Below are 21,057 nucleotides of genomic sequence, written 5' to 3'. Positions count from 1 at the left end.
CCCATCGGAAACATCCCGCCAGCAGAGGCTGAGGAGAACTTCTATGCACAGCGCGACGTGCTCGATATGGTCGCGTAAGATGAAGCTATAGGTCTCCGATAGACCCAGGGCGATTCAGTGGACTTGCCGCTGCCGGAATGGCCGACCAGCGCCAGCTTCTGGCCGGGCTTCAGCGTGAAGGTGACGCCCTTCAGGATTTCCCGCGTCGGCTCATAGCCGAAATGGACGTTGTCGAAGGTGATCTCGCCCGCGGTGACCTGCAGCGGCTTTGCGTCAGGTGCATCGGTGATTTCCGCGGGCTGGCCGAGAAGGCCGAACATCTCGCCCATGTCGACCAGCGCCTGGCGGATTTCGCGGTAGACGGTGCCAAGGAAGTTCAGGGGCATGGTGATCTGGATCATGTAGGCGTTGACCATGACGAAATCGCCGACGGTCAGGGTGCCGGCGCGCACGCCAAGCGCGCTCATCCCCATGACGATCACAAGACCGGTGGTGATGAGCGTGGCCTGGCCCATGTTCAGGAACGAGAGCGACAGGCCAGTCTTGACCGCGGCCGTCTCGTACTGGCGCATCGCGCCGTCGTAGCGGTCGGCTTCGCGGGTTTCCGCGTTGAAATACTTGACGGTTTCGTAGTTGAGCAGGCTGTCGATGGCTTTCTGGTTGGCGTCGGTGTCCTGATCGTTCATCTCGCGCCGCAGCTTCACGCGCCATTCGGTCACCTTGAAGGTGAAGAGGACGTAAAGCGTGATGGTGACAATGACGACGGCGGCATATTGCCAGCCGAAGAGCCAGGCGAAGATGCCCGCGACCATCGTGAGTTCCAGGATCAACGGCCCGATGGAAAAGAGCATGAAGCGCAAGAGGAAATCGACGCCCTTCACCCCGCGCTCGATGATGCGGGACAGGCCGCCGGTCTTGCGGGTGATGTGGTAGCGCAGCGAGAGCTGGTGGATGTGGGTGAAGGTCTCGATCGCCAGACGGCGGATGGCCCGCTGGCCGACCCGGACGAAGACGGCATCCCGAAGTTCGCCGAACACGACCGCGCCAAGCCGGGCAAGGCCGTAGGCGACGACAAGGCCGACGGCGCCAAGTCCGAGGATCATGCCGGTGTCAGGCGCCTCGCCGCCCAGATTGTCGACGGCCAGTTTGTAGAGATAGGGGGTCGAGACCGAGACCAGTTTGGCTGCAATCAAGAACAGAAGCGCGATCACCACGCGGCGTTTTACCCAGCCTTGCCCGTCCGGCCAGAGATAGGGAAGGACCCGGCGAAGCGTGGTCATTGCCGGCGCGCGGGAGCTGCCGGCGTCGGCGGAAGTGGCGGTCTTTGTGGTGCGGCGCATCGTCATTCCTGGCGTCTCGGGGTCGGCAAGAGCGATTGCGCGAAGGCCCGGGGTCGGCTATGGTCATTTCAAGGTTTCTTGAATAGTTGAACGATGGACCGAAGTAAAGCCCTCGCCGCCCTGTCGGCTCTGGCCCACGAGACCCGGCTGGACCTGATCCGCCTGCTGACACCGCAGGGCGATGAAGGCATGGCCGCAGGCCAGATCGCCGAGACGCTGGGGCTGGCCGCGCCGCGCCTGTCGTTCCATCTGTCGGCGCTGGAGCAGGCCGGCTTGCTGCGGTCGCGCAAGGTGGCGCGGAACGTCTTTTACAGCGTGGACCCGTCCGGGATCGGGCAGACGATTTCCTATGTCCTGAACGATTGCTGCCGCGACCACCCCGAGGTCCTGGCGGCCTGTACGCACAAAGTCCTGGCCTCGGATCAGGGCGCGCTGGCGGTTTCCGGGACCGAGAAGACCTGACCGGGGTAGATCAGGTTCGGGTCCTTGATCTTGTCCTTGTTCGCCTCGAAGACCTGCACATACATCACGCCATCGCCGTAGCGTTCCTGCGCGATACCCCAGAGGGTGAAGCCGGGTTGCACGGTCACGGTCACCGGGGCCGCGGCAGGTGCGGACGCGTCGGCCTGGGCCGCCGCGGGGGCATCCGGCACCTCGGGCGTCGCGGCGGGCTGCTCCAGAGCGGCGGTTTCCGTCGTGGTGTCGGCGGTCGGCGCGGGTTCGGCTAGGTCCTCGGCTTGGGCGGGTTGGGTCGGAGCATCGGCGACGGCCGTCTCTGGCGCCACCGGTTCGGGCATCGTCGCCTGGACGGCGGCGAGAGCCTGAAGCGTCTCGCGCTTGAACGGTGTCTCGAAGCGCGAGGTCACCTTGCCCGCTGCGTCCAGCTGATCGACCCGGAGGGTATAGACCCCGGGGGGCGTGTCGGGAAGCGTCGTGCTCCAAAGGCCGGTGTCGGGGATCTGCAGGGTCAGCTTCTCGGAATTGTCGAGATAGATCCGCAGGCCCGAGGCCGGGGCACCGCGCCCGCCGACCTGGACCTCGCCTTCGGGGGTATAGGCGATGGTGTCGATCATCACTGTGGACATCGGTGGGAGGTCGGGCTGTGCCGGTTCCTGCAGGACCACGGCGCCCTCTTGCGACAGAAGGAGCGCGGCCGGTTCCGTGGCGGCGGCCACGGCGGTATCAGCCGGGGCCTCGGCGGTGGTTTCGGGGCTGGCGGCCGGTTGCGGCCCATCGATCGGGCCAAGGGCAACCATCTGTTCGGAGAGGATGGCGGGCTGATCGGCAAGTCCCATCGAGAGCCACATCAGGCTGGGCTTGGGGTTCGGCGGCAGGGTGAAGAGGATCGCGAAGTCGCCGGAACCCGTGGCCTCGCCCGAGGCGACGATGGTGTCGGCCACCACGATGGAGACGGTCGCGCCCGGCGCGGCACTGCCGGAGACGACAGCCTCGCCGTCGGCGGTCACGCGCCAGGTGTCGATGACGGGCATCGTGGCGGGAGCGGGTTCGGCGGCAGGAGGTTCGGCGGTGGCGGTTGGCGCCGCATCTGGGGTGGGTTCGGCGGTCGGTTGTTCGGCGGCTGCCGCTTCGGCCTTGGGTGCATCGGATGCGGGTTCGGCGGCGGCGGCAGGTTCGGCGGTGGGATCGGAGCCGGCTTCGGCGGCAGTATCGGCGGCAGATTCGGTGGCTGTTTCGGTGGCGGGGTCAGTCGCGGCTGCATTGACGGCGACGGGTTCCGCGCCGGGCCACAGCGTCTGCCAGCCAAACCACCCTGCCCCGGCAAGCACCACCACGGCCACAGCCACGACCGCGATCCGCGTTCCCTGGTTCAAGGCCCCGAATGCCGACATCCCCGTCTCCCCCCGGCGCTTCCCGCCGCTTTGCATTTCTTGTGATCAGGAATCTCTATATGACGGGGCAAAGCAACCATTTTCGGGTCCGGTCATGTCCCTTCGTTCTGTCTGCGTCTTCTGTGGCTCTCGTTCCGGTCTGAACCCGGTTCATGCGGAGGCGGCCCGCATGACCGGCGAGATGCTGGCCCGCAGGGGCTGGCGGCTGGTCTTCGGGGCGGGAGATGTCGGGCTGATGGGGGAAGTGGCGAAGGCCGCGGCGGCCGCGGGTGCGCCGATGCTGGGGGTGATCCCGGTGCATCTTCTGGGCCGGGAACGGGTCGAGCGGGACCGCACGACGATTGTGGTGACCGAGGACATGCACGAGCGCAAGAAGGTGATGTTCATGAACTCGGACGCGGCGGTGGTGCTGCCGGGGGGCGCGGGATCGCTGGACGAATTCTTCGAGGTGCTGACCTGGGCGCAGATCGGGCTGCATTCCCGGCCGCTCCTGCTTTTGGATGTCGCGGGCTATTGGCAGCCTTTGCTGGCGCTGATCGAGCATGTCATTGCCGAAGGCTTTGCGGACGCGTCGCTAAAGCGGCATTTCCAGGTGGTGTCGGATGTTCCGGCGCTGGAGGCCGCGCTGGCCGCGACACTGGTCTAGGCGGAAAAAGGCCCGCGGATCGCTCCACGGGCCCGTGTTTGAAGCGCGGGCGTCAGAGGCCGGCGGAAACGGCTTCCCAGTTGACCAGCTTGTCGAGGAAGTTGGTCAGGTAGGCCGGGCGCTTGTTGCGGAAGTCGATGTAGTAGGAGTGCTCCCACACGTCGCAGCCCAGAAGCGCGGTCTGGCCGAAGCAGAGCGGGTTCACGCCGTTTTCGGTCTTGGTGACCTTCAGCGAGCCGTCCTTGTCCTTCACGAGCCAAGCCCAGCCCGAGCCGAACTGACCCGCACCGGCGGCGGAGAAGTCGTCCTTGAACTTCTGGACCGAGCCGAAGCTGTCGGTCAGCGCCTTTTCCAAGGCACCCGGCATCCCCTTGTTTTCACCCGGCGCCATCCAGGTCCAGAACTGGGCATGGTTCCAGTGCTGCGAGGCGTTGTTGAAGATGCCGTTCTGGGCCACGGCCCCGGCTTGGTAGGTGCCGCGGACGATGTCCTCGACGGATTTGTTTTCCCACTCGGTCCCGGCGATCAGCTTGTTGCCGTTGTCGACATAGGCCTTGTGGTGGAGGTCGTGGTGATACTCCAGCGTCTCCTTCGACATGCCGAGCGAGGCCAGCGCGTCGTGGGCGTAGGGCAGATCGGGAAGGGTGAAGGGCATGGGAGTTCTCCTGTTGATTGCTTGGCACGAATAAGAGGTCTCGGGGCGGGAAGGTCAAGGGCAACCGGCATGAGGAAACCGCCCGCGCGAGAACGGGTTCCCCCTGCCCTGCCCCGGCGCCGCCCGTCAGACCGGCTTGCAGCGGCCGCGGCCTTCGAAACTGTTGGAGTAATCCCCGCCCGGCGCGGCCCGCACCAGCAGGGTCTTGTCGGCTTTGAGATACGCGGCGCGGAACTGCATGTTGGCGGTCTGGCCGGTGCTGTTGGTCATCTGCACCTTCCAGGTCAGGACCAGCTTTTTGGCCGTGTCCTCGGAGACCCTGGCCTGCATTGGCTGGTCGTTGTTGAAGTAAAGGATCAGGCCGTCCGAGACGATCGCCTGCCCGGAAGCGTCGTCATATTGCAGGATGTAGAGATCGGTGATGTAGCCCCCGCCGGCGTTTGAGGCCGGGACCGTGCATTCAAGGGTCAGTGCCTGTGAAATCGTCGGGAACGCAAGGAAGATGGAGGAAAGGACAAGGTTGCGGAGGGTCATGAGTTCACTCGTAACGGTTGTGCATTCCGCCAGTGAAATCCGACCGGGAAGGTGCGGTCAAGTGCGCCTTCCCGGTCTTTTTGGTGTCGGGCGTCAGAGTTCGCTGCCCCGCTGGGCAGAATGGGTCAGAAGGCCCATCACGTAGCCCGCGACCGAGCGGAAGCAGACCACGGTGAAGCCCCCACCTTCCGCCCACATCGCAGCGGCGACCTGGGCGGCGCGGGTGCGGCGGAGTTCGCCGGGTTCCAGCGCCTCGAAGTCGACCGGGGCGAGCTTGCGCAGGACGTCGGCGGCCTTGTCACCTTCGACCCGGAAGATCGCGCGGGCGTCGGAGACGTCGACGGCAAGGTAATGCTCGCCGGCCAGCGCCTTGGCGAGCGAGGCGAGGGCTGCGGTGACTTCGGCGTAAGGGACGACCAGGAGATATTCGTCCGGGCTCATCCAGCCACAGGCGCGGTCGCCGTTGATCTCGATCCGGCGGGGCGCGGCAAGCTTGGTGCCGGTGACGGATTTCACCGCCTTGTCCAACGCCTTCACGCCTTTTGCGCGCAGGGTGATCATGCCGAGGGGACCGATCTCGCGGATGGTGGCGAAGCCGTTGAAGCTGGCGCCGTTCAGGGCGCTGACGGGGTCAGACATTCTGCTTCTCTCCATCCTTGTCGAAGAACATCGTGTCGCGAACGCGCGCTTTCACGGTGCCACCGGCGGCAGTGTTGAACTCCACGATCTCGCCCATGCGGGAGGGCCCGTGCTTCAGCAGCCCCATCGCGATGCCGCGCTTGAGGGTGGGCGAGTGGTAGGTCGAGGTGACGCGGCCCTGCACGTTGCGCTGGCCGTTGCCGTTCTCGCCCTCGGCGATGATGTAGGCGCCGTCGGGGACGACCGAGCCGTCCAGCGTGTCGAAGCCGACCAGTTTCCAGCGGTCGGGGCTGGCGAGGTAGCTGCGTTCCTGGCCGCGCTTGCCGAGGTAGTCGGTCTTCTTCTTCGAGATCGCCCAGTCAAGGCCAAGGTCCTGCGGGATGACGGTGCCGTCGGTTTCGTCCCCGATCATGATGAAGCCCTTTTCGGCCCGCATGATGTGAAGACATTCCGTGCCGTAGGGCATCGCGCCAAGGGCCATGCCGGCCTGGGTGCAAGCCTCCCAGAAGGCGGCACCATGGCTGGCCGGGATGGCGATTTCATAGCTGAGTTCGCCCGAGAAGCTGATCCGGTAGACCCGGACCGGGAAGCCGGCAAGCGTGCCGTCCGCCCATTGCATGAACGGGAGCGCCTCTTTGGAGACATCCATGCCGCCAAGGACTTGAAGGAGTTTCCGCGCGTTCGGGCCGACGACGGCAACTTGCGCGTATTGCTCGGTCACGTTGGCGGTGTAGACCTTCCAGTCCCACCATTCGCACTGGAGCCAGTCTTCCATCCAGGCGTGGATGCGGTCGGCCCCGCCCGAGGTGGTGTGGCACAGCCAGGTGTCTTCGTCGATGCGGGCGACGACGCCGTCATCGGAGAGGAAGCCCTGTTCGTTGCACATGAGGCCGTAGCGGCATTTGCCGATGGGCAGCGTGGACATGACGCCGGTGTAGAGCATGTCGAGGAAGCGGCCCGCATCGGGGCCCTTGACGATGATCTTGCCAAGGGTCGAGGCGTCGAGGAGGCCGAGGTTCTGGCGGGTGTTCAGCACCTCGCGGTGGACGGCCTGTTCGTGGGTCTCCCCGGCGCGGGGGAAGCAGTATGGGCGGCGCCAGAGGCCGACAGGCTCGAAGTAGGCCCCGGCGGCTTCGTGCTGTTCGTGCATCGGGGTGCGGCGAAGGGGTTGGAAGATCTCGCCCCGCGACTCGCCTGCAAGCGCGCCGATGGTGACGGGCGTGTAGGGCGGGCGGAAGGTGGTGGTGCCGACCTGCGGGATCTCTTGACCCAGACTGTCAGCAAGCACGGCGAGTCCGTTGATGTTGCTGAGCTTTCCCTGATCGGTCGCCATGCCAAGCGTGGTGTAGCGCTTGGTGTGTTCGACCGAGACGTAGCCTTCGCGGCTGGCGAGTTGCACGTCACTGACCTTCACGTCGTTCTGGTAGTCGAGCCACATCTTCGAGCGCAGCTGGATCGGCGCGCCTTGCGGCATGACCCAGACGGGGGGGATCGTGACGGGCTGGCCGGTGAGGGTGAGGTCGCCGTTGGCGGAGCCGACAACCTCGACCATCGCGGAGCCGTCGTGGTTCAGCGGAGGACGCGAGGGGTCGGGGATGAAGGCCGAGAGCGTCTCGTCCCAGGTCAGCTTGCCGCCGCAATGGCTCCACAGGTGGACGACGGGGGACCAGCCGCCGGACATGGCGACGGCCTCGCAGGCGATTTCTTCCTGGACGGAGCCTTCGCCAGCCTGGGCGCAGATGGCGACGCCGCTGACGCGTTTGCCACCCTTGACCTTGGCGATCGCCTTGCCGGTCAGGACGCGGATGCCTGCAGCGCGGGCGGCTTGCGGGAGCGGGCCGTCTGCAGTTTCGCGGGCGTCGAGGATGGCGGGGACGTCAAGGCCCGCGGCTTTGAGCGCCAGGGCGGTCTGATAGGCAGAGTCGTTGTTGGTGACAACGACGGTGCGGTCACCGGGCGAGACGGCGAAGTTCACCACGTAATCGCGGACGGCGGCGGCCAGCATCACGCCAGGGATGTCGTTTCCGGCGAAGCTCAGCGGGCGTTCGATCGCGCCGGTGGCGGTGATGATCTTGGCCGTGCGGATGCGCCAGAGGCGGTGCTTCGGGCGGCCGTCGCCGGGGGTGTGGTCGGCGACACGTTCGTCGGCGAGGACATAACCGTGGTCGTAGACGCCGAAACCGCAGGTGCGGGTGCGGATCGTGACGTTGTCGCGGGACATCAGGTCAGCCTCGACAGCGGCGATCCAGGCGTCGACCGGCTTGCCGTCGACCTCGGTGTCATCCACCGGGGCGCGGCCGCCGAGGACCGGGGTCTGCTCCAAGAGGATCACGCGCTTGCCCGCATCGGCAGCGGCCTTCGCGGCCTTGAGGCCCGCGACCCCTGCCCCGACGACGAGGACGTCGCAGAAGGCGTAGGCCTGTTCGTAGCGGTCGGCGTCGCCTTCGGTGGGCGCTTTGCCAAGGCCTGCCGCGCGGCGGATGATCGGCTCGAACAGGTGCTTCCACGCCGGACGCGGGTGGATGAAGGTCTTGTAGTAGAAGCCCGCGGGCATGAAGCGGGCGGCGTAGTTGTTCACCACGCCCACGTCGAACTCCAGCGACGGCCAGTGGTTCTGGCTGGTGGACTCGAGGCCGTCGAAAAGCTCGGTCGTGGTGGTGCGCTGGTTCGGTTCCAGGCGTGCGCCGGAGCCGAGGTTGACCAGCGCGTTCGGCTCCTCGGGTCCCGAGGCGACGATGCCGCGCGGGCGGTGATACTTGAAGCTGCGACCGACGAGCATCTGGTCGTTGGCCAGAAGGCCAGCGGCAAGAGTGTCGCCCTGAAAGCCCTTGAGGCGCTTGCCGTTGAAGGTGAATTCGACGGGCGCGGTGCGGTTGATCAACCGGCCGCCTTTGGCGAGACGCGTGCTCATTTCGGGGCCTTCCAGTCAGGCGTCCAGCCGGGGCGGCGGGCCTGTATCTTTGCGATGATGTCGGCGGGGGGTTCGGAGACCTGCGCGGGGTAGGTTCCGAACACCTCCAAAGTGGCGGTGCAGCGAGCGGCAAGGAACCACTTGCCGCAGCCGTAGGTGTGGCGCCAGCGTTCGAAGTGGACACCCTTGGGGTTCTTCCTTGCGAACATGTAGGCTTCGAACTCCTCCGGCGAGGCGCCGGGGCCGAAGCGTTTCAGATGCGCCTCGTAGCCGGGCGACAGCTCGGTCTCGTCGGCCTTCACGCCGCAGTAGGGGCATTCAAGGATCAGCATGAGGGTCTTTCCGGATGTGCGGGGGTCATTCTTCGTCGTCCTGCTGGTGGGCGCCCAAGCCCTTCTGGAAGAAGGTCAGCAGCTCTTCCATCGGCACGGACAACCGGTCGGGCGCCACACCGACAAGCCAGTCGGCAATGCGGAACGGGATCAGGTCGGCTGCCGCCAGCGTCGCGATGCAGGCGTCTTCGCTGGAGGTGCCCTGCGTGGCATGGACAAGCACCAGCGAGGGGTCGAGTGTGGCGAGCTCGATGCTTTGCAGCACCTGCGCCTCGTGGCCGCCGGCGTTGATTGCAACCAGCTGGGCGCTGTCGACACCAAGCTCGCCAAGGACAGTGTCCAGACGCAGGGCGGGGATTTCGGTGACGAGAATGTCGGTCTCTGCCGTGCCGGGCGGAGCGATACGGTCGCGGATCAGTGAGGCGCGACCGCGCGCGCCGCGACGGCTGCGGGCATCGGCCTCGGGGGTGAGGGCATAGAGCGGCAGGCTGGCGGCGACGTCCGAGATGCCGAGGTTCAGCACCGCGACCCGGTCGCTTTCTGCGTGCAGCGCTTCCAGCCGGGCGAAATGGCCGGGATGCGGCTCGACCAGAAGACCGGACCAGCCGTCGGTGCGGAAACGTTCCAGAAGGGGAAGGCCGGTCTCGCCGGTGCCGCTGCCCACCTGAAGGACGAAGACCCGTCCCTTGCGCCGGTCGTGCACGGCGTTCAGGAGCATCGTCATCAAGGGCGGGTTCAGCTTGTGCGCCCGCCGGGGCGCGAAGGCGCCGAGGTCGCGGATCATGACCGCTCCCCCGGCTGGGGAACGGCGCGCGCCCTGCGACGCGCGCCGGGAAGAACCGTGTTACGGGTTGGTTGCAGGCGCAGCCGGGGCAGGAGCGGGCTCGGCAGGAGCGGTCTCGACCGGCTCGGCCGGGGCCGGATCAGCCGGAGCGACAGGCTCGGCTGCGGGCTCGTCGGCGTCGATGGTGACGTTGGTCGTGGTGTCGGCAGGTTCGGCCGCCGGTTCGACCGTGACGTTGGTCGTGTCAGCTGCCGGGGAGTTGTCGACCACGGCGCCATCGGTGTTGCCGAAGACGAGCCACAGGATGAAGCCCACCGCGACGACGAGGCCGCCGACGATGAGCGCCATGCTGGCGCCGGAGCCTGTTTCGGTCGTGCGGGTATCGCGTACGTAGGTTTTGGTCGTGTCGTTGTCGGCCATTGGAGCATCTCCATGCACAGTTGATCTGGCATGGAAACGCCTTGGCGGGACGGGAGGTTCCACCCGGCGCGGAGATCGGCAGGGAGTTGCCGACCGTGGGTCATCAGTGCGCCACCCCGGCGGCGACGGATTCGTCGATGAACTGGCCTTCCTTGAAGCGCCACATGCTGAAATCTTCGGCCAGCGGGCCGGGTTCGCCCTTGGCCATCAGTTCGGCCATCGCCCAGCCGGAACCCGGGATCGCCTTAAAGCCGCCGGTGCCCCAGCCGCAGTTGATGAAGCAGTTGCCCAAGGGGGTCTTGGAGATCAGGGGCGAGCGGTCGCCGGTCATGTCGACGATGCCGCCCCATTGGCGCAGCATCTTCAGGCGGCTGATCATCGGGAAGGTTTCGACCAGCGCGCGCAGGGTTTCCTCGATGTGGTGGAAGCTGCCACGCTGGGTGTAGTTGTTGAACCCGTCGGTGCCGCCGCCGATGACCATCTCGCCCTTGTCGGATTGCGACATGTAGCCGTGGACGGTGTTGGCCATCACGACCACGTCCATGCAGGGCTTGATCGGCTCGGAGACGAGGGCCTGCAGCGCCACGGCTTCGATGGGCAAGCGGAAGCCCGCCATCTCGGCCAGCTGGCCGGAGTGGCCGGCGACGACCATGCCGAGTTTCTTGCAGCCGATGAAGCCCTTCGTCGTGTCGATCCCGGTAACTTGGCCGTTTTCGGACCGGACGCCTTTGACTTCGCAGTTCTGGATGACGTGCATCCCCATCGCCGAGCAGGCGCGGGCATAGCCCCAGGCGACGGCGTCGTGCCGCGCGGTGCCGCCGCGCGCCTGGTAGAGCGCACCCAGGATCGGGTAGCGCGGGCCGTCGATGTTGATGATCGGCACCAGTTCCTTGACGCGCTGGGGCGAGATCCATTCGGTCTGCACACCCTGAAGCGCGTTGGCGTGGACGGTCCGCATATACCCGCGCACCTCATGATGGGTCTGGCCCAGCATCAGAAGGCCGCGAGGGGAGAACATGACGTTGTAGTTCAGGTCCTGGCTAAGCGTCTCGTACAGGCTGCGGGCCTTCTCGTAGATCGCGGCAGAGGGGTCCTGCAGGTAGTTCGAGCGGATGATCGTGGTGTTCCGCCCAGTGTTGCCGCCGCCGAGCCAGCCCTTTTCGATGATCGCGACATTGGTGATGCCGTAGTTCTTGCCAAGGTAATAGGCGGTGGCGAGGCCGTGGCCCCCGGCGCCCACGATGATGGCGTCGTAGGAGCCCTTCGGCTCGGGCGAGGCCCAGGCGCGTTCCCAGCCCATGTGGTAGCGGGCTGCCTCGCGGGCGATGGCAAAGACCGAATAACGCTTCATCGGGGCCTCTTGACGGACGGGCTGCGCCGGTCGAGCCGGCAAGGGTTTCTTGGAACGGTTGTGGGTTATAGCCACACCCCGCTGCGGCACAATCGGGAAAAATGCGACATTCGACATCACGACGCGGGCCGTGGCGGTCGGCCCAGCCGGGAATGCGGCCGAATGCCCCTTTCTTGGCCGGTCCGGAAACACTATGTCGGGCCGGGAAATGGTGGGTGGAGTGACCGGCACATGACAGCTGGAATGTTCTGGGCAGTTGCCGTCGGCCTGGCTGCAGGTGTCGCATATGTGCTGATCAAAGCCCTGCGCCGCGTACCTGCGCCCGGCGGGAGCGGAGACGCCGACATGGCGGTCTACCGCGACCAGCTGGCCGAGATCGAGCGTGACCTGACACGCGGAACCATCGGCCCCGAAGAAGCCGACAGGCTGCGCGCCGAGGTGGGCAAGCGGGTGATCGAGGCCGACAAGGCGCGCGCCTTGGGCACGGTTTCGGCGAGGCGGACACCGACAGCGGTCCTTGTCGCGGTGATTGTCGCGATCGTGGTGCCGGGCGGCGTGGCGGCCTATTGGGGTCTGGGCGCGCCCGGTTATCCGGACATGGCGCTGCAACCCCGGCTGGCCGCGCTGGACGAGGCGATCCGGAGCCGTCCGTCGCAGGAAGCCGAGCTGGCTCGGTTGGAGCAGTCGCGGGACGCTGGGCTGGACGCGACGCTTGCCGGCGAACTGGCGGCGCTGAGCGATCCGGACGCCCTACGCGCGCGCTTCCGCCAGCATTTCGAAGCCGGCGAGATGCAGGCTGCGGTGCGGGTGCAGGAAAAGCTGTTGTCGCTGCAGGGCGACGGCGCGGAAGCGAGCGACCATGCGAACCTTGCGCTTGCGCTGGTCGCAGAGGCGCAGGGCTATGTTTCGCCCGAAGCCGAGGCGCAACTGCGCCAGGCGCTGCAGCAGGACATGAACAACCAGCTGGCACGCTATCTGGTGGGAGAGATGTTCCTGCAGGGCGGTCGGTACGACCAGGCGTTCCGCTTCTGGCGTCCGCTGGCGGAAGCGGGCGATCCGGCCGCGCCGTGGACGGCGTCGATCCGCGAGCGCATCGGCGAGGTCGCGGAACTGGCGGGTGTCAGCTACGAGGCGCCTGAAGTCGAGGGCTCGGGACCGACGGCAGGCGACGTGGCGGCGGCGGCGGACATGACGCCCGAGGAGAGGCAGGCGATGATCGAGGGCATGGTGGCGCAGCTCTCGGATCGGCTGGCGACCGAGGGTGGCGATATCGAGGACTGGAACCGCCTGATCCGGTCGCTGGCAATCCTGGAGCGGCTGCCGGAGGCGCAGAAGATCTACGACGAGGCGAAGGTACGGTTCGAGGGGCGGCCGGCGGAGCTGTCGTTCCTGCGGCTGGCAGCGGTCGAGACGGGGTTGAACCCGTGATCTGCGCCACGGTCGAGGAGTTCGTCGCCGCCCTGCCCCCGAACCGGGCCGTTGCGGGTCTGGATCTGGGCGACAAGACCATCGGGGTGGCATTGTCGGACCTGCGGCGGCAGGTGGCGACGCCGATCGAGGTGATCCGGCGCGAGAAGTTCACGATTGACGCGGCAAAGCTCCTAGCCCTTCTGGAGGCGCGCGGCGCCGCCGGGATCGTGCTGGGGTTGCCGTTGAACATGGACGGATCGGTCGGCCCCCGGGTGCAGGCGACGCAGGCCTTTGCGCGGAACCTGGAGAAGCTGTCTGCACTGCCGATCTGCTATTGGGACGAGCGGTTGTCGACCGTTGCGGCAGAAAGGGCACTCCTGGAGGCGGATACGTCGCGAAAGCGTCGGAAAGAGGTGATCGACCAGGTGGCCGCGGGCTATATCCTGCAAGGCGCGCTGGACCGGATGGCGCATCTTGCCAAGAGTTGACGGGAAGGATGACGGGGTGAAGGACGACGTCTGGAAACGTGACGAGATCGCCTCGCCTTGCGTGAAGCTGTGCGTCGTCCATCCTGAGGAACGCATCTGCGTCGGCTGCCTGCGGTCGATCGATGAGATTTCCGGCTGGTCGCGGATGACGCATGAAGAGCGGGCGGCGGTCATGGCCGAACTGCCCGCGCGCGCGCCGCGTCTGCAGAAGCGCCGTGGCGGGCGGCTGGCCCGGCTGGAACGCTAGTCAGGCGGAGTGCCTTGCGGCACGGAATTCTGAGGGCGCCTGCGCGGGACTTGCGCCCGCTTGTCTTCGAATGGGGGTTTCACCCCCAAACCCCCAGGATATTTGTGGAACAGATGAAGTCAGGGTTGGGTCAGCCAGGCCTCGACCGTGGGCAGATGCGGCCGGAGGTAGGCGATCATCCGGCCTTCGGGCGGGGCCTTGTCCTGCGGTTGCCAGGCCGCCACGCCGTGCAGGGTGAGGCGGTGGAGGAGTGTGGCTTCCCCCGGTCTCGCGGGCAGCTCGATCCGGCGGCAGGTGGCGAAGATCTCGCGGCGGGCATGCTGGTAGGTCTCGGTGATGTCGATGTCGCCCCAGGTTTCGGGCGGGTGCGGGGCAAAGGCCTTCAGGAGCGCCGCGCGGAGGATGACGTGGCTGCCCTCCCAGACGGTCAGCGGGGATGCGGGCGTGTCGTTCAGCGGCAGGCCGAGAATCCAGGCGTGGGGTTCCTTGACCATGCGGCGCTTGTCGGGACCAATGGGAAGGAGGCCGTCGAGGTGGGCGGCGTCGCGGTCGCGGCGGAAGGCGAAGGCGGCAGGGGTTTCCTCGGGCGAGGGCTGCGGGTAGCCGGGACGGATGACCGACAGCTGCGCCTGGTGCAGCGGCTCGGGTTCAAGCGGCAGGGCCTCCCACGGAAAGGGCGTGGCGTTGATCGCGCCGTCGGATGCGTTCGGCAGGGCATCCACGCCGACAAACCAGGTGCCGCCGCAGCGCCAGGCTTCTGCACTGGTGGAAAGTACCTCCAGGGCCGCAGCCCGTGCGGCATCGGCCCATGCGCTGATGGCCGGGTGCGGACCGATCTTCTGCCAGCCCGCCCCTACCATCCCAGAACCTTGCGCAGCATGTTCAGCGCGACGAGCGTGAGGAAGACAGCGAAGGCGCGCTTCAGGGGTTTGGGGTTCATCGCATGGGCAAGGCGCACGCCCAGCGGGGTGGTCAGGAGCGTCGTGCCGATCACGACAAGGAAGGCCGGAAGGTTGACAGCCCCGATGGTGTAGGGCGGCGCGTCCGCGACCGGGAGAAGCAGGAAGCCGAGGACGGACGGGACCGCGATCAGGACGCCGAAGCCCGATGCGGTGGCGACGGCGCGGTGGATCGGCAGGCCGTAAAGCGTCATCAGCGGCACGCCGAAGGTGCCGCCGCCGATGCCCATCATGGCGGAGAAGAAGCCGACGGCCCCCGCCAGAAGGCTGCGGACGGGTTGGCCGGGCATATGCTCACCCAACCGCCATGAGTCGCGGCCGAAGGCCATCCAGAGACCGGCGAGACCGGCAAGTCCGCCAAAAACGGCTTGGAGTGTCATCGAAGAGACCTTCCCCGCGACGAAGGTGCCGACGGCGGCCGCGATCACCAGGGCCGGGCCCCAGGTCTTCAGGACGTCCCAGTCGACCGCGCCCTTCTTGTTGTGCGAGGAGACGGAGCGGAGCGAGGTGATGACGATGGTCGCCATGGAGGTCGCAACGCAGATCTGCATCAGCTGCTCGCCACCATAGCCGAGCTGCCCGAAGGCGTAGAAGAAGGCGGGGACCAGCACGATCCCGCCGCCGACGCCAAGAAGGCCACCGACGACTCCGGCAAAAGCGCCGATGGCGACGAGGGCGACGATCATGGGAAGAAGCGTGGCGAGTTCAGGCATGGGACACCTTGGGGATTGGCCTTTGGGACATAGCTCGCGGGGCCGCAGGAGGCCAGTGTCGAAAGGGGATGGAAAAGCTGGATACCGAATGGTATGCAGCGCGTCCAACGCGCGAGTCGGGGCGCTATCCTGCCCCACCAGCGACACCGTATTTCACAGGTTTCCACATGTCTGACCGTATTCTGCGCCCGGCGCTGGTGCTGGGGTTGTTGTCGTCGATCGGGCCTTTTGCCATCGACATGTATCTGCCCGCGATGCCCGAGATCGGGGCGGCCCTTGGCACCACGGTTCAGGGGATGCAGGGCACCATCGTGGCCTATTTCATCGCCTTCGGCCTTGCACAGATGATCTATGGACCCTGGGCCGACCGGTCGGGCAGAAAGCCGCCGCTTTATGCGGGAATTGCCGTGTTCATCCTGGGCTCGGTGGTCTGCACCTTTGCTCCGACGGTGGAGTGGCTTCTGGTCGGTCGCGCAATCCAGGGTCTGGGCGGGGCCGCGCTGATGGTTGTGCCCCGCGCGATCATCCGCGACCTTTACACCGGACCGCAGGCGACAAGGCTGATGGCTGCGGTGATGATGGTGATCTCGGTCTCGCCCATGCTGGCGCCGCTGGCGGGGTCGGGATTGATGGCGGTGGTCGGGTGGCGCTGGATCTTCGGAGCGCTGGTCGTAGCTGCGGTCGCAAGCCTGACGATCCTGGCGCTGTTCCAGCCCGAGACGCTGCATGAAGAGGACCGCCAGCCGTTCAATCTGGCCGCGATGCGACGCGGGGCGGCGGTGCTGTTCACCGACCCGCTGTTCATGGGGCTGACCTTTCTGGGCGGCTTCGGCATGGCGAGCTTCTTTGTCTTCATCGCGAGCGCGAGCTTCGTCTACACCGGGACCTTCGGCCTGTCGCCGACGGGGTTTTCGCTGGCCTTCGCGGTCAATGCGATCGGCTTTTTCGGAGCGTCGCAGGTCGCGGGTCCACTTGGGATGCGGCACGGCGCGCCGAAGGTGATGGCCTGGGCTTCCGCCGGGTTTGCCTTCTTCACGGTCCTTCTCTTCGCGCTGGCGCTGGCGGGGTTCGTGAGCCTGTGGCTTTGCATGGCCGGCCTCTTCCTGGCCAACGCCTGCCTGGGTCTCATCATCCCGACGGCGATGGTGATGGCGCTGGACGAGCATGGCGACATTGCCGGGCTGGCGTCCTCGCTGGGCGGCACGTTGCAGATGCTGGCGGGCGGGCTGATGATCGTCGCGGTCGGGCCGTTCTTCGACGGCACGGCGACGCCGATGCTGGGCGCGATTGCCTTGTGCGGTGTGCTGGTCCTGGCCTTGTCGCGGCTGGTGCGGTCGCGTCAGGCGGCGGCGCTGGCCTGAAGCTCGGCCAGGGCAAGGTCAATCACCTCCAGCCCTGCGCCACTCCGCGAGGCTTGTTCGGACAAGACCCGGCGCCATCCCCTGGCGCCGGGTCTTCCCATGAAGAGACCCAGCATGTGACGGGTGATCTGATGCAGGCGGCCGCCGGATGCAAGATGATCACCGATATAGGGGCGCATGGCGTCGATCACGGCAAAGGCGTCCGGGGCATGGGCGTCGCCCCAAAGCGCGTCGGCTCCGATCAGGACCGAGGCGGGATCGTGATAGGCGGCGCGACCGATCATCACACCGTCAAGACCCTGATCCAGCAGAGCCTTCGCCTGCACCAAGGTTGTGATGCCACCGTTGATGCAGATCGTAAGCTCGGGGAACCGCTGTTTCATCCGCAGGACAAGGTCGTGGTCCAGGGGCGGAATCTCGCGGTTCTCCTTGGGCGAGAGGCCCTGGAGCCAGGCTTTTCGGGCGTGGATGATGATGTGGCGGACCCCTGCCCCGGCCAGCGTCTCGATGAAGGCTGGCAGGACGGTTTCGGGATCCTGGTCATCGACGCCGATGCGGCATTTGACGGTGATGGGTGCGTCGGTTTCGGCCTGCATGGCGCGGACACATTCGGCAACAAGCGCAGGCCGCTCCATCAGAACGGCACCGAAGCAGCCGGATTGCACGCGGTCCGAGGGGCAGCCGCAGTTGAGGTTGATCTCGTCATACCGCCACGGCTGCGCGATCTGCGTGGCCTTGGCCAGTTCGCGTGGATCGGAGCCACCAAGTTGCAGCGCGACGGGGTGTTCGAACGACGCGTAATCGAGGAGCCGCGGTTTCGGGCCGTGGACGATGGCGGGGGCAGTGACCATCTCGGTATAAAGCATCGCCCGCCGCGTCATCTGGCGGTGGAACACCCGGCAATGCCGGTCCGTCCAATCCATCATGGGGGCGACGGAGAGGCGAAATGAATGTTCTTTGGGCAATTCCAATTTCAGGTCTCGGTCATTCAGCGGTCTTGTTCTTCTTGGCCCAGGTGGGGGGCAAGTCTGACAGACTTCTTTCCAAACAGCCAACTTCACAGCTGTCAAGCCGCCCTCGGCCCGACCGACCCCTGCGGCACGCGGTTGTGCGCATGTCGTGCAGCAGATCCGGACGACAAAGCTGGATCAGATCGCCTTGCTCACCCGTTCCGAGGACTCCAGCGCCCCCTCCAGATAGCCACCAAAGCCTTCCGCAGTTTCGGTCGAGCCGAAGTGCAGACAGCCCTCCCAAAGATCCCTCAGTTCAAGCGGAAGACCGAAGGCCGGGTGTCCGGACGGCCCTTCCCGGTCGCGCCGGGTGGCGACGGTTGGGATCTGGGCCCAATCCGTCATCTCCGTTGCCAGAGGCTGGCCAAGGGCCGCGCCAAAGATGTCCTGCAACTGCGCGATGGCATGGGTGATCGTCTCGGCGCGATGCTGGGCCCGGACCTCTGGCGGCCAGCCCACAAAACCGAACAGCGCGTAGGGCCCTCCGACCGACGGCGAGGCATCGTGGATTTCCACCAGCGGGCCCTTCTGGCTTATGGCGTCGCCGGAAAACCCTGTATCCCGCCAGTAGGGCCGGTCATAGACCGCAACAAACTTGGCCTGCCCTGCCATCCAGGTCGGGATTGAACGAGCTGCCTTCATCGTACCCTCGCGAAGCACGGGCGCGAAACTGATCGTTTCGGCGGCGATGCGCGGTGGCAGGGCAAGCACGACGCGACGGGCTTCGATCTGCCCATTTGCCGATGTCGCAACGACGCGTCCGTCCGTCTGGCGTAAGGTCGAAATCGCTGTGCCGGTCATCACCCTGTTGTCCGGAAGCGCGCCCAGAAGGGCCGTCACGACTTGGCCCATCCCTCCGGCCACCCGTAACGATCCCTCCATCGAGGCATAGCCGCGGTTGCGGTAGACCGAGCCAGTGTTGTCCTGAAACAGGCGGTCACCCTGGCTGAACTGGTCAAAGACCTGCAGGCCGAAGCGGCGGATCAGCGCTTCCATCCGGTGTTGCCCGGGCCAGAACCACGCTGGGCCGAGATCAAAGGGCGCCCCGGCAAGACTGGCAGACCGGATCCTGCCGCCACAGGCTTCTTGCGCTTCGGCAAGCAGCCAGTCCCGGCCGCGCATCTGCAAATGATCCGCCAGCGAAAGCCCGGCGAGCCCGCCGCCGATGATCAGGACATCGGTCCGCTTCAAAACGGTTCTCCCATCGGGCGCAGGTCCATTTCGAATGTCCAGGCCGAGCGGGGCTGTTCAGCCAGTGTCAGATAGGCCTGCGCGACATCCGCCAAGGCCATCATGGTTTCGGGCGGGCGGGAATGCAGCGCCCGGCTGGCTGCGGTATCAAGGATCCCGTCCAGCACGACATGCGCCACGTGAACCCCCTTGGGGGCGTACTCGCGTGCGAGGGATTGCGTCAGGGATCGCAGCCCGGCCTTGGCCGAGGCAAAAGCGCTGAACCGCGCGCCGCCGCGCAACGACGCCGAGGCGCCCGAGACGATGAAGGCGCCCCGCCCCTGGGCCACCATTGCTGGCATCACCGCATGCGCCAGATGAACCGCCGAAAGAACCATGTTGCGCCAGGCCGCATCGAAATCGCTGGGCGTGGTCTCGCCAAAGGGCGCGATGTGCAAGTGTGCGGCGTTGTGGATCACCAGACTTGGCGGGCCAAAACGGTCTGTCAGACCTGAGATGGTCCGTACAACCGCCGTGGGATCGCCCAGGTCCAGGGCCAGCACTGGGCTATCCCCTTTCGCTGAGCGCGACAGGCCCCAGGTTTCGTAGCCGGCCGCATCCAGCTTTTGCAGAAGCTGCGTCCCAAGGCCGGGGCCGCAGCCTGCGATCAGAGCAAGCGGGCGCTGGGTCATGTTCGGGGCGCTTTAGGCGGATTGGCCAGATGGCCGGACTTGACCCAAAGTCGCGCGCCATCCGGTCCGGCGACGGCCTCTGACACATGCCCGGCAGGCAGGCGCAGCCAGTCGTTCGGGCCGAACTCTTCGCCTGCCTCAGCAAACCCGCCGGCCACGACGAACAGTTCCATCCCGCCGGGACCGTCCAGCCTGACCCTTGCACCCGGCGACCAGAGTTCGATGCGGACCCGCTCATGCGCGTCTTTGTACAGCGCTATCTCCTCTACGCCTTCGCAAGCCGAGGCGGTTGGCTGCCGCTCGGTGCTGGGGACCACGACTTGCATCCGGTCTGACGGATCGAATTGCCAAAGTTTCACCAGGATCGTCGCACCCATGTCGGACCGTGGCGCATGGCGGGACCCGGGCGGATTGCGCACATAGGTGCCGACCGGAAAGTCGCCGTGTTCGTCCTGAAACACGCCTTCCAGAACCAGATACTCCTCGCCCCCGTCGTGGACGTGCGCTGAGAACCTGCTGCCCGGTGCATAGCGGACGATGGTCGTGGCGCGGGCAACCTCGTCACCCATCCGGTCCAGCATTTTCCGCTCCACGCCCTGCATGGGCGACGGCACCCACGGCGTAGTGGCCGCGTGAACGGCAGCTCTGTGGGTAAAATCCGCATTCAGGTTCATTGTCTGCTCCTGCACATGGCGAAGACATCAGCATACCTCCGAACCGGGCAATTCGTTCGGAGAAAGGGAAAACCCGGCGCAAGATGGCCTCGCGCCGGGCGGCACTCGTTAAGCGGCACTCGCAAGGACGTCGCGCAGCGCGTCAGCCAGTGGCGGGGCTGAAGCGGGGCTTTGTCCGGTCATCAGCGCACCATCGACAACAACGTTGGCTTCCCAGTTGGTGTTGCCCACGTAAACCGCACCGCGGCGTTTCAGCTCATCCTCCAGCGAGAAGAGGAGGTGGTGGAGGAGTTCGATCTCGGTGTCTTCGTCGTTCTTGAAACCGGTCAGACGCAGTCCGTCGACCAGATACCGTCCATCGGTCAGCTTCACATCGCGCAGGATCGCGGGCGCATGGCAGACCATCGCCACCGGCCGGTCGGATTCGTAGAACTCGCGGATCAGCTTGACGACATGGCTGTCGGACGCAAGGTCCCACAGGAGGCCATATCCGCCGGGGAAGAAGACGGCGTCAAAGGTGCTGTGGTCGATCTCGCGCAGCTTGCGGGTGTGGGTTGCCGCAAACATGGCGACCGGGTCGTTGAAGAACCGCTGGGTGTGTTCGGTGGTGAACGGGGCCTTCATGCTGAGAAGGTCGATCGGGGCTGCCCCACCTGCGGGAGTGGCGAAGACGACCTCGAATCCCGCTTCGGTCAGGATGTAATAGGGGGCGGCCAGTTCAGTGAACCAAGTGCCGGTCTGCTTGCCGCTGATCCCCATCTCATCGACCGAGGACATGACCAGAAGGACTCGCTTCTGCTTGTTGCCGGCTTTCATCTTTCTTCCTTTCGCACTGCTGATTCTATCAACTGATAGATAGACAGAACGGCTA

The 21,057-nt window shown here is 66.1% G+C and carries 22 protein-coding genes and 1 pseudogene; 6 read left to right on the top strand and 17 right to left on the bottom strand.

What is annotated here, in order from left to right; genetic code table 11:
- Nucleotides 1–116: 116 nt before the first annotated feature.
- A pseudogene (locus Q0C42_RS11080) lies at nt 117–1,280 on the bottom strand (ABC transporter transmembrane domain-containing protein); the annotation flags it as partial.
- A 153-nt stretch (nt 1,281–1,433) separates the two neighbouring features.
- Here Q0C42_RS11080 and Q0C42_RS11075 point away from each other — a divergent pair.
- Complete coding sequence (locus tag Q0C42_RS11075) at nt 1,434–1,802, top strand: helix-turn-helix transcriptional regulator (protein WP_295075305.1); 369 nt, start codon at nt 1,434–1,436, stop codon at nt 1,800–1,802.
- On the opposite strand, the gene Q0C42_RS11070 is transcribed toward Q0C42_RS11075, so the two are convergent.
- Entirely contained in the window at nt 1,763–3,190 is a 1,428-nt protein-coding gene (locus tag Q0C42_RS11070; RefSeq protein WP_295075302.1) for a LysM peptidoglycan-binding domain-containing protein, read from the bottom strand. The two genes, Q0C42_RS11075 and Q0C42_RS11070, sit on opposite strands and share 40 nt — an antisense overlap.
- 94 nt (nt 3,191–3,284) lie before the next feature.
- Here Q0C42_RS11070 and Q0C42_RS11065 point away from each other — a divergent pair, with 94 nt between their 5' ends.
- A complete protein-coding gene (locus Q0C42_RS11065; protein WP_295075299.1) occupies nt 3,285–3,836 on the top strand; it encodes a TIGR00730 family Rossman fold protein in 552 nt (183 codons plus the stop codon).
- 52 nt (nt 3,837–3,888) lie between these two features.
- On the opposite strand, the gene Q0C42_RS11060 is transcribed toward Q0C42_RS11065, so the two are convergent.
- From Q0C42_RS11060 to Q0C42_RS11025, 8 genes are all read right to left on the bottom strand, one after another.
- Nucleotides 3,889–4,491: a superoxide dismutase gene (locus Q0C42_RS11060; protein ID WP_295075296.1), complete on the bottom strand. Its 603-nt coding sequence runs from the start codon at nt 4,489–4,491 to the stop codon at nt 3,889–3,891.
- A gap of 126 nt (nt 4,492–4,617) precedes the next feature.
- Nucleotides 4,618–5,025, bottom strand: a complete 408-nt coding sequence (locus Q0C42_RS11055) for a hypothetical protein (protein WP_295075293.1) — start codon at nt 5,023–5,025, stop codon at nt 4,618–4,620.
- A gap of 93 nt (nt 5,026–5,118) precedes the next feature.
- Nucleotides 5,119–5,664, bottom strand: a complete 546-nt coding sequence (locus tag Q0C42_RS11050; RefSeq protein ID WP_295075291.1) for a sarcosine oxidase subunit gamma — start codon at nt 5,662–5,664, stop codon at nt 5,119–5,121.
- The gene (locus Q0C42_RS11045) at nt 5,657–8,575 is read right to left on the bottom strand and encodes a sarcosine oxidase subunit alpha family protein (RefSeq protein ID WP_295075289.1); all 2,919 of its coding nucleotides are present in this window, start codon (nt 8,573–8,575) and stop codon (nt 5,657–5,659) included. Before Q0C42_RS11045 ends, Q0C42_RS11050 begins: the two co-directional genes overlap by 8 nt.
- Nucleotides 8,572–8,907, bottom strand: coding sequence for a sarcosine oxidase subunit delta (locus Q0C42_RS11040; protein ID WP_295075286.1), 336 nt, complete (start codon nt 8,905–8,907; stop codon nt 8,572–8,574). The genes Q0C42_RS11045 and Q0C42_RS11040 overlap by 4 nt, the downstream gene beginning before the upstream one ends.
- Nucleotides 8,908–8,932: 25 nt before the next feature.
- Entirely contained in the window at nt 8,933–9,691 is a 759-nt protein-coding gene (locus Q0C42_RS11035) for a hypothetical protein (RefSeq protein ID WP_295075284.1), read from the bottom strand.
- 60 nt (nt 9,692–9,751) lie between these two features.
- Nucleotides 9,752–10,111, bottom strand: a complete 360-nt coding sequence (locus tag Q0C42_RS11030; RefSeq protein WP_295075281.1) for a hypothetical protein — start codon at nt 10,109–10,111, stop codon at nt 9,752–9,754.
- A 103-nt stretch (nt 10,112–10,214) separates the two neighbouring features.
- Nucleotides 10,215–11,462 carry a sarcosine oxidase subunit beta family protein gene (locus Q0C42_RS11025; protein WP_295075278.1) on the bottom strand — a complete coding sequence of 416 codons (1,248 nt, stop codon included), beginning with the start codon at nt 11,460–11,462 and terminating at the stop codon, nt 10,215–10,217.
- Between the two features lie 231 nt (nt 11,463–11,693).
- Here Q0C42_RS11025 and ccmI point away from each other — a divergent pair, with 231 nt between their 5' ends.
- Genes ccmI through Q0C42_RS11010 form a run of 3 tightly spaced genes read left to right on the top strand, consistent with a single transcriptional unit; the run spans nt 11,694 to nt 13,607 of the window.
- The gene (gene ccmI, locus Q0C42_RS11020; RefSeq protein WP_295075275.1) at nt 11,694–12,890 is read left to right on the top strand and encodes a c-type cytochrome biogenesis protein CcmI; all 1,197 of its coding nucleotides are present in this window, start codon (nt 11,694–11,696) and stop codon (nt 12,888–12,890) included.
- The gene (gene ruvX / locus Q0C42_RS11015; RefSeq protein WP_295075272.1) at nt 12,887–13,360 is read left to right on the top strand and encodes a Holliday junction resolvase RuvX; all 474 of its coding nucleotides are present in this window, start codon (nt 12,887–12,889) and stop codon (nt 13,358–13,360) included. The genes ccmI and ruvX overlap by 4 nt, the downstream gene beginning before the upstream one ends.
- Nucleotides 13,361–13,376: 16 nt before the next feature.
- Nucleotides 13,377–13,607 carry a DUF1289 domain-containing protein gene (locus tag Q0C42_RS11010; RefSeq protein ID WP_295075269.1) on the top strand — a complete coding sequence of 77 codons (231 nt, stop codon included), beginning with the start codon at nt 13,377–13,379 and terminating at the stop codon, nt 13,605–13,607.
- Nucleotides 13,608–13,726: 119 nt separating this feature from the next.
- Here the strand turns inward: Q0C42_RS11010 and Q0C42_RS11005 are convergent, their stop codons facing one another.
- On the bottom strand, nt 13,727–14,467 hold the full coding sequence (locus tag Q0C42_RS11005; protein WP_295075266.1) for a hypothetical protein: 741 nt from the start codon (nt 14,465–14,467) through the stop codon (nt 13,727–13,729).
- On the bottom strand, nt 14,461–15,279 hold the full coding sequence (locus Q0C42_RS11000) for a sulfite exporter TauE/SafE family protein (RefSeq protein ID WP_295075264.1): 819 nt from the start codon (nt 15,277–15,279) through the stop codon (nt 14,461–14,463). Before Q0C42_RS11000 ends, Q0C42_RS11005 begins: the two co-directional genes overlap by 7 nt.
- A gap of 167 nt (nt 15,280–15,446) precedes the next feature.
- Between Q0C42_RS11000 and Q0C42_RS10995 the strand changes: the two genes are divergently transcribed.
- Nucleotides 15,447–16,640, top strand: a complete 1,194-nt coding sequence (locus tag Q0C42_RS10995; RefSeq protein WP_295075261.1) for a multidrug effflux MFS transporter — start codon at nt 15,447–15,449, stop codon at nt 16,638–16,640.
- Here the strand turns inward: Q0C42_RS10995 and dusA are convergent.
- The 5 genes from dusA to Q0C42_RS10970 form a co-directional block, all read right to left on the bottom strand.
- A complete protein-coding gene (gene dusA / locus Q0C42_RS10990; protein WP_295075258.1) occupies nt 16,619–17,611 on the bottom strand; it encodes a tRNA dihydrouridine(20/20a) synthase DusA in 993 nt (330 codons plus the stop codon). The genes Q0C42_RS10995 and dusA overlap by 22 nt on opposite strands.
- A gap of 177 nt (nt 17,612–17,788) precedes the next feature.
- Nucleotides 17,789–18,841, bottom strand: a complete 1,053-nt coding sequence (locus Q0C42_RS10985; RefSeq protein WP_295075255.1) for an FAD-dependent oxidoreductase — start codon at nt 18,839–18,841, stop codon at nt 17,789–17,791.
- On the bottom strand, nt 18,838–19,512 hold the full coding sequence (locus tag Q0C42_RS10980) for an SDR family NAD(P)-dependent oxidoreductase (RefSeq protein ID WP_295075252.1): 675 nt from the start codon (nt 19,510–19,512) through the stop codon (nt 18,838–18,840). Before Q0C42_RS10980 ends, Q0C42_RS10985 begins: the two co-directional genes overlap by 4 nt.
- Nucleotides 19,509–20,186 carry a cupin domain-containing protein gene (locus Q0C42_RS10975; RefSeq protein ID WP_295075248.1) on the bottom strand — a complete coding sequence of 226 codons (678 nt, stop codon included), beginning with the start codon at nt 20,184–20,186 and terminating at the stop codon, nt 19,509–19,511. The genes Q0C42_RS10980 and Q0C42_RS10975 overlap by 4 nt, the downstream gene beginning before the upstream one ends.
- A gap of 108 nt (nt 20,187–20,294) precedes the next feature.
- The gene (locus Q0C42_RS10970) at nt 20,295–21,002 is read right to left on the bottom strand and encodes a type 1 glutamine amidotransferase domain-containing protein (RefSeq protein ID WP_295075245.1); all 708 of its coding nucleotides are present in this window, start codon (nt 21,000–21,002) and stop codon (nt 20,295–20,297) included.
- Between the last annotated feature and the right edge of the window lie 55 nt (nt 21,003–21,057).

Origin of the sequence: Tabrizicola sp. (genome assembly GCF_022842145.1) — a bacterium.
GTDB lineage: Bacteria > Pseudomonadota > Alphaproteobacteria > Rhodobacterales > Rhodobacteraceae > Tabrizicola.
The sequence above is the reverse complement of the archived record's forward strand: the minus strand, read 5'-3'. Positions and strand labels throughout refer to the sequence as shown.

What these genes read in the sequence shown, in the direction of transcription:
- Q0C42_RS11075 (WP_295075305.1), top strand. Translation starts at nt 1,434, where the DNA reads ATGGACCGAAGTAAAGCCCTCGCCGCCCTGTCGGCTCTGGCCCACGAG.
- Q0C42_RS11070 (WP_295075302.1), bottom strand. Translation starts at nt 3,190, where the DNA reads ATGTCGGCATTCGGGGCCTTGAACCAGGGAACGCGGATCGCGGTCGTG.
- Q0C42_RS11065 (WP_295075299.1), top strand. Translation starts at nt 3,285, where the DNA reads ATGTCCCTTCGTTCTGTCTGCGTCTTCTGTGGCTCTCGTTCCGGTCTG.
- Q0C42_RS11060 (WP_295075296.1), bottom strand. Translation starts at nt 4,491, where the DNA reads ATGCCCTTCACCCTTCCCGATCTGCCCTACGCCCACGACGCGCTGGCC.
- Q0C42_RS11055 (WP_295075293.1), bottom strand. Translation starts at nt 5,025, where the DNA reads ATGACCCTCCGCAACCTTGTCCTTTCCTCCATCTTCCTTGCGTTCCCG.
- Q0C42_RS11050 (WP_295075291.1), bottom strand. Translation starts at nt 5,664, where the DNA reads ATGTCTGACCCCGTCAGCGCCCTGAACGGCGCCAGCTTCAACGGCTTC.
- Q0C42_RS11045 (WP_295075289.1), bottom strand. Translation starts at nt 8,575, where the DNA reads ATGAGCACGCGTCTCGCCAAAGGCGGCCGGTTGATCAACCGCACCGCG.
- Q0C42_RS11040 (WP_295075286.1), bottom strand. Translation starts at nt 8,907, where the DNA reads ATGCTGATCCTTGAATGCCCCTACTGCGGCGTGAAGGCCGACGAGACC.
- Q0C42_RS11035 (WP_295075284.1), bottom strand. Translation starts at nt 9,691, where the DNA reads ATGATCCGCGACCTCGGCGCCTTCGCGCCCCGGCGGGCGCACAAGCTG.
- Q0C42_RS11030 (WP_295075281.1), bottom strand. Translation starts at nt 10,111, where the DNA reads ATGGCCGACAACGACACGACCAAAACCTACGTACGCGATACCCGCACG.
- Q0C42_RS11025 (WP_295075278.1), bottom strand. Translation starts at nt 11,462, where the DNA reads ATGAAGCGTTATTCGGTCTTTGCCATCGCCCGCGAGGCAGCCCGCTAC.
- ccmI (WP_295075275.1), top strand. Translation starts at nt 11,694, where the DNA reads ATGACAGCTGGAATGTTCTGGGCAGTTGCCGTCGGCCTGGCTGCAGGT.
- Q0C42_RS11005 (WP_295075266.1), bottom strand. Translation starts at nt 14,467, where the DNA reads ATGGTAGGGGCGGGCTGGCAGAAGATCGGTCCGCACCCGGCCATCAGC.
- Q0C42_RS11000 (WP_295075264.1), bottom strand. Translation starts at nt 15,279, where the DNA reads ATGCCTGAACTCGCCACGCTTCTTCCCATGATCGTCGCCCTCGTCGCC.
- Q0C42_RS10995 (WP_295075261.1), top strand. Translation starts at nt 15,447, where the DNA reads ATGTCTGACCGTATTCTGCGCCCGGCGCTGGTGCTGGGGTTGTTGTCG.
- Q0C42_RS10980 (WP_295075252.1), bottom strand. Translation starts at nt 19,512, where the DNA reads ATGACCCAGCGCCCGCTTGCTCTGATCGCAGGCTGCGGCCCCGGCCTT.
- Q0C42_RS10975 (WP_295075248.1), bottom strand. Translation starts at nt 20,186, where the DNA reads ATGAACCTGAATGCGGATTTTACCCACAGAGCTGCCGTTCACGCGGCC.
- Q0C42_RS10970 (WP_295075245.1), bottom strand. Translation starts at nt 21,002, where the DNA reads ATGAAAGCCGGCAACAAGCAGAAGCGAGTCCTTCTGGTCATGTCCTCG.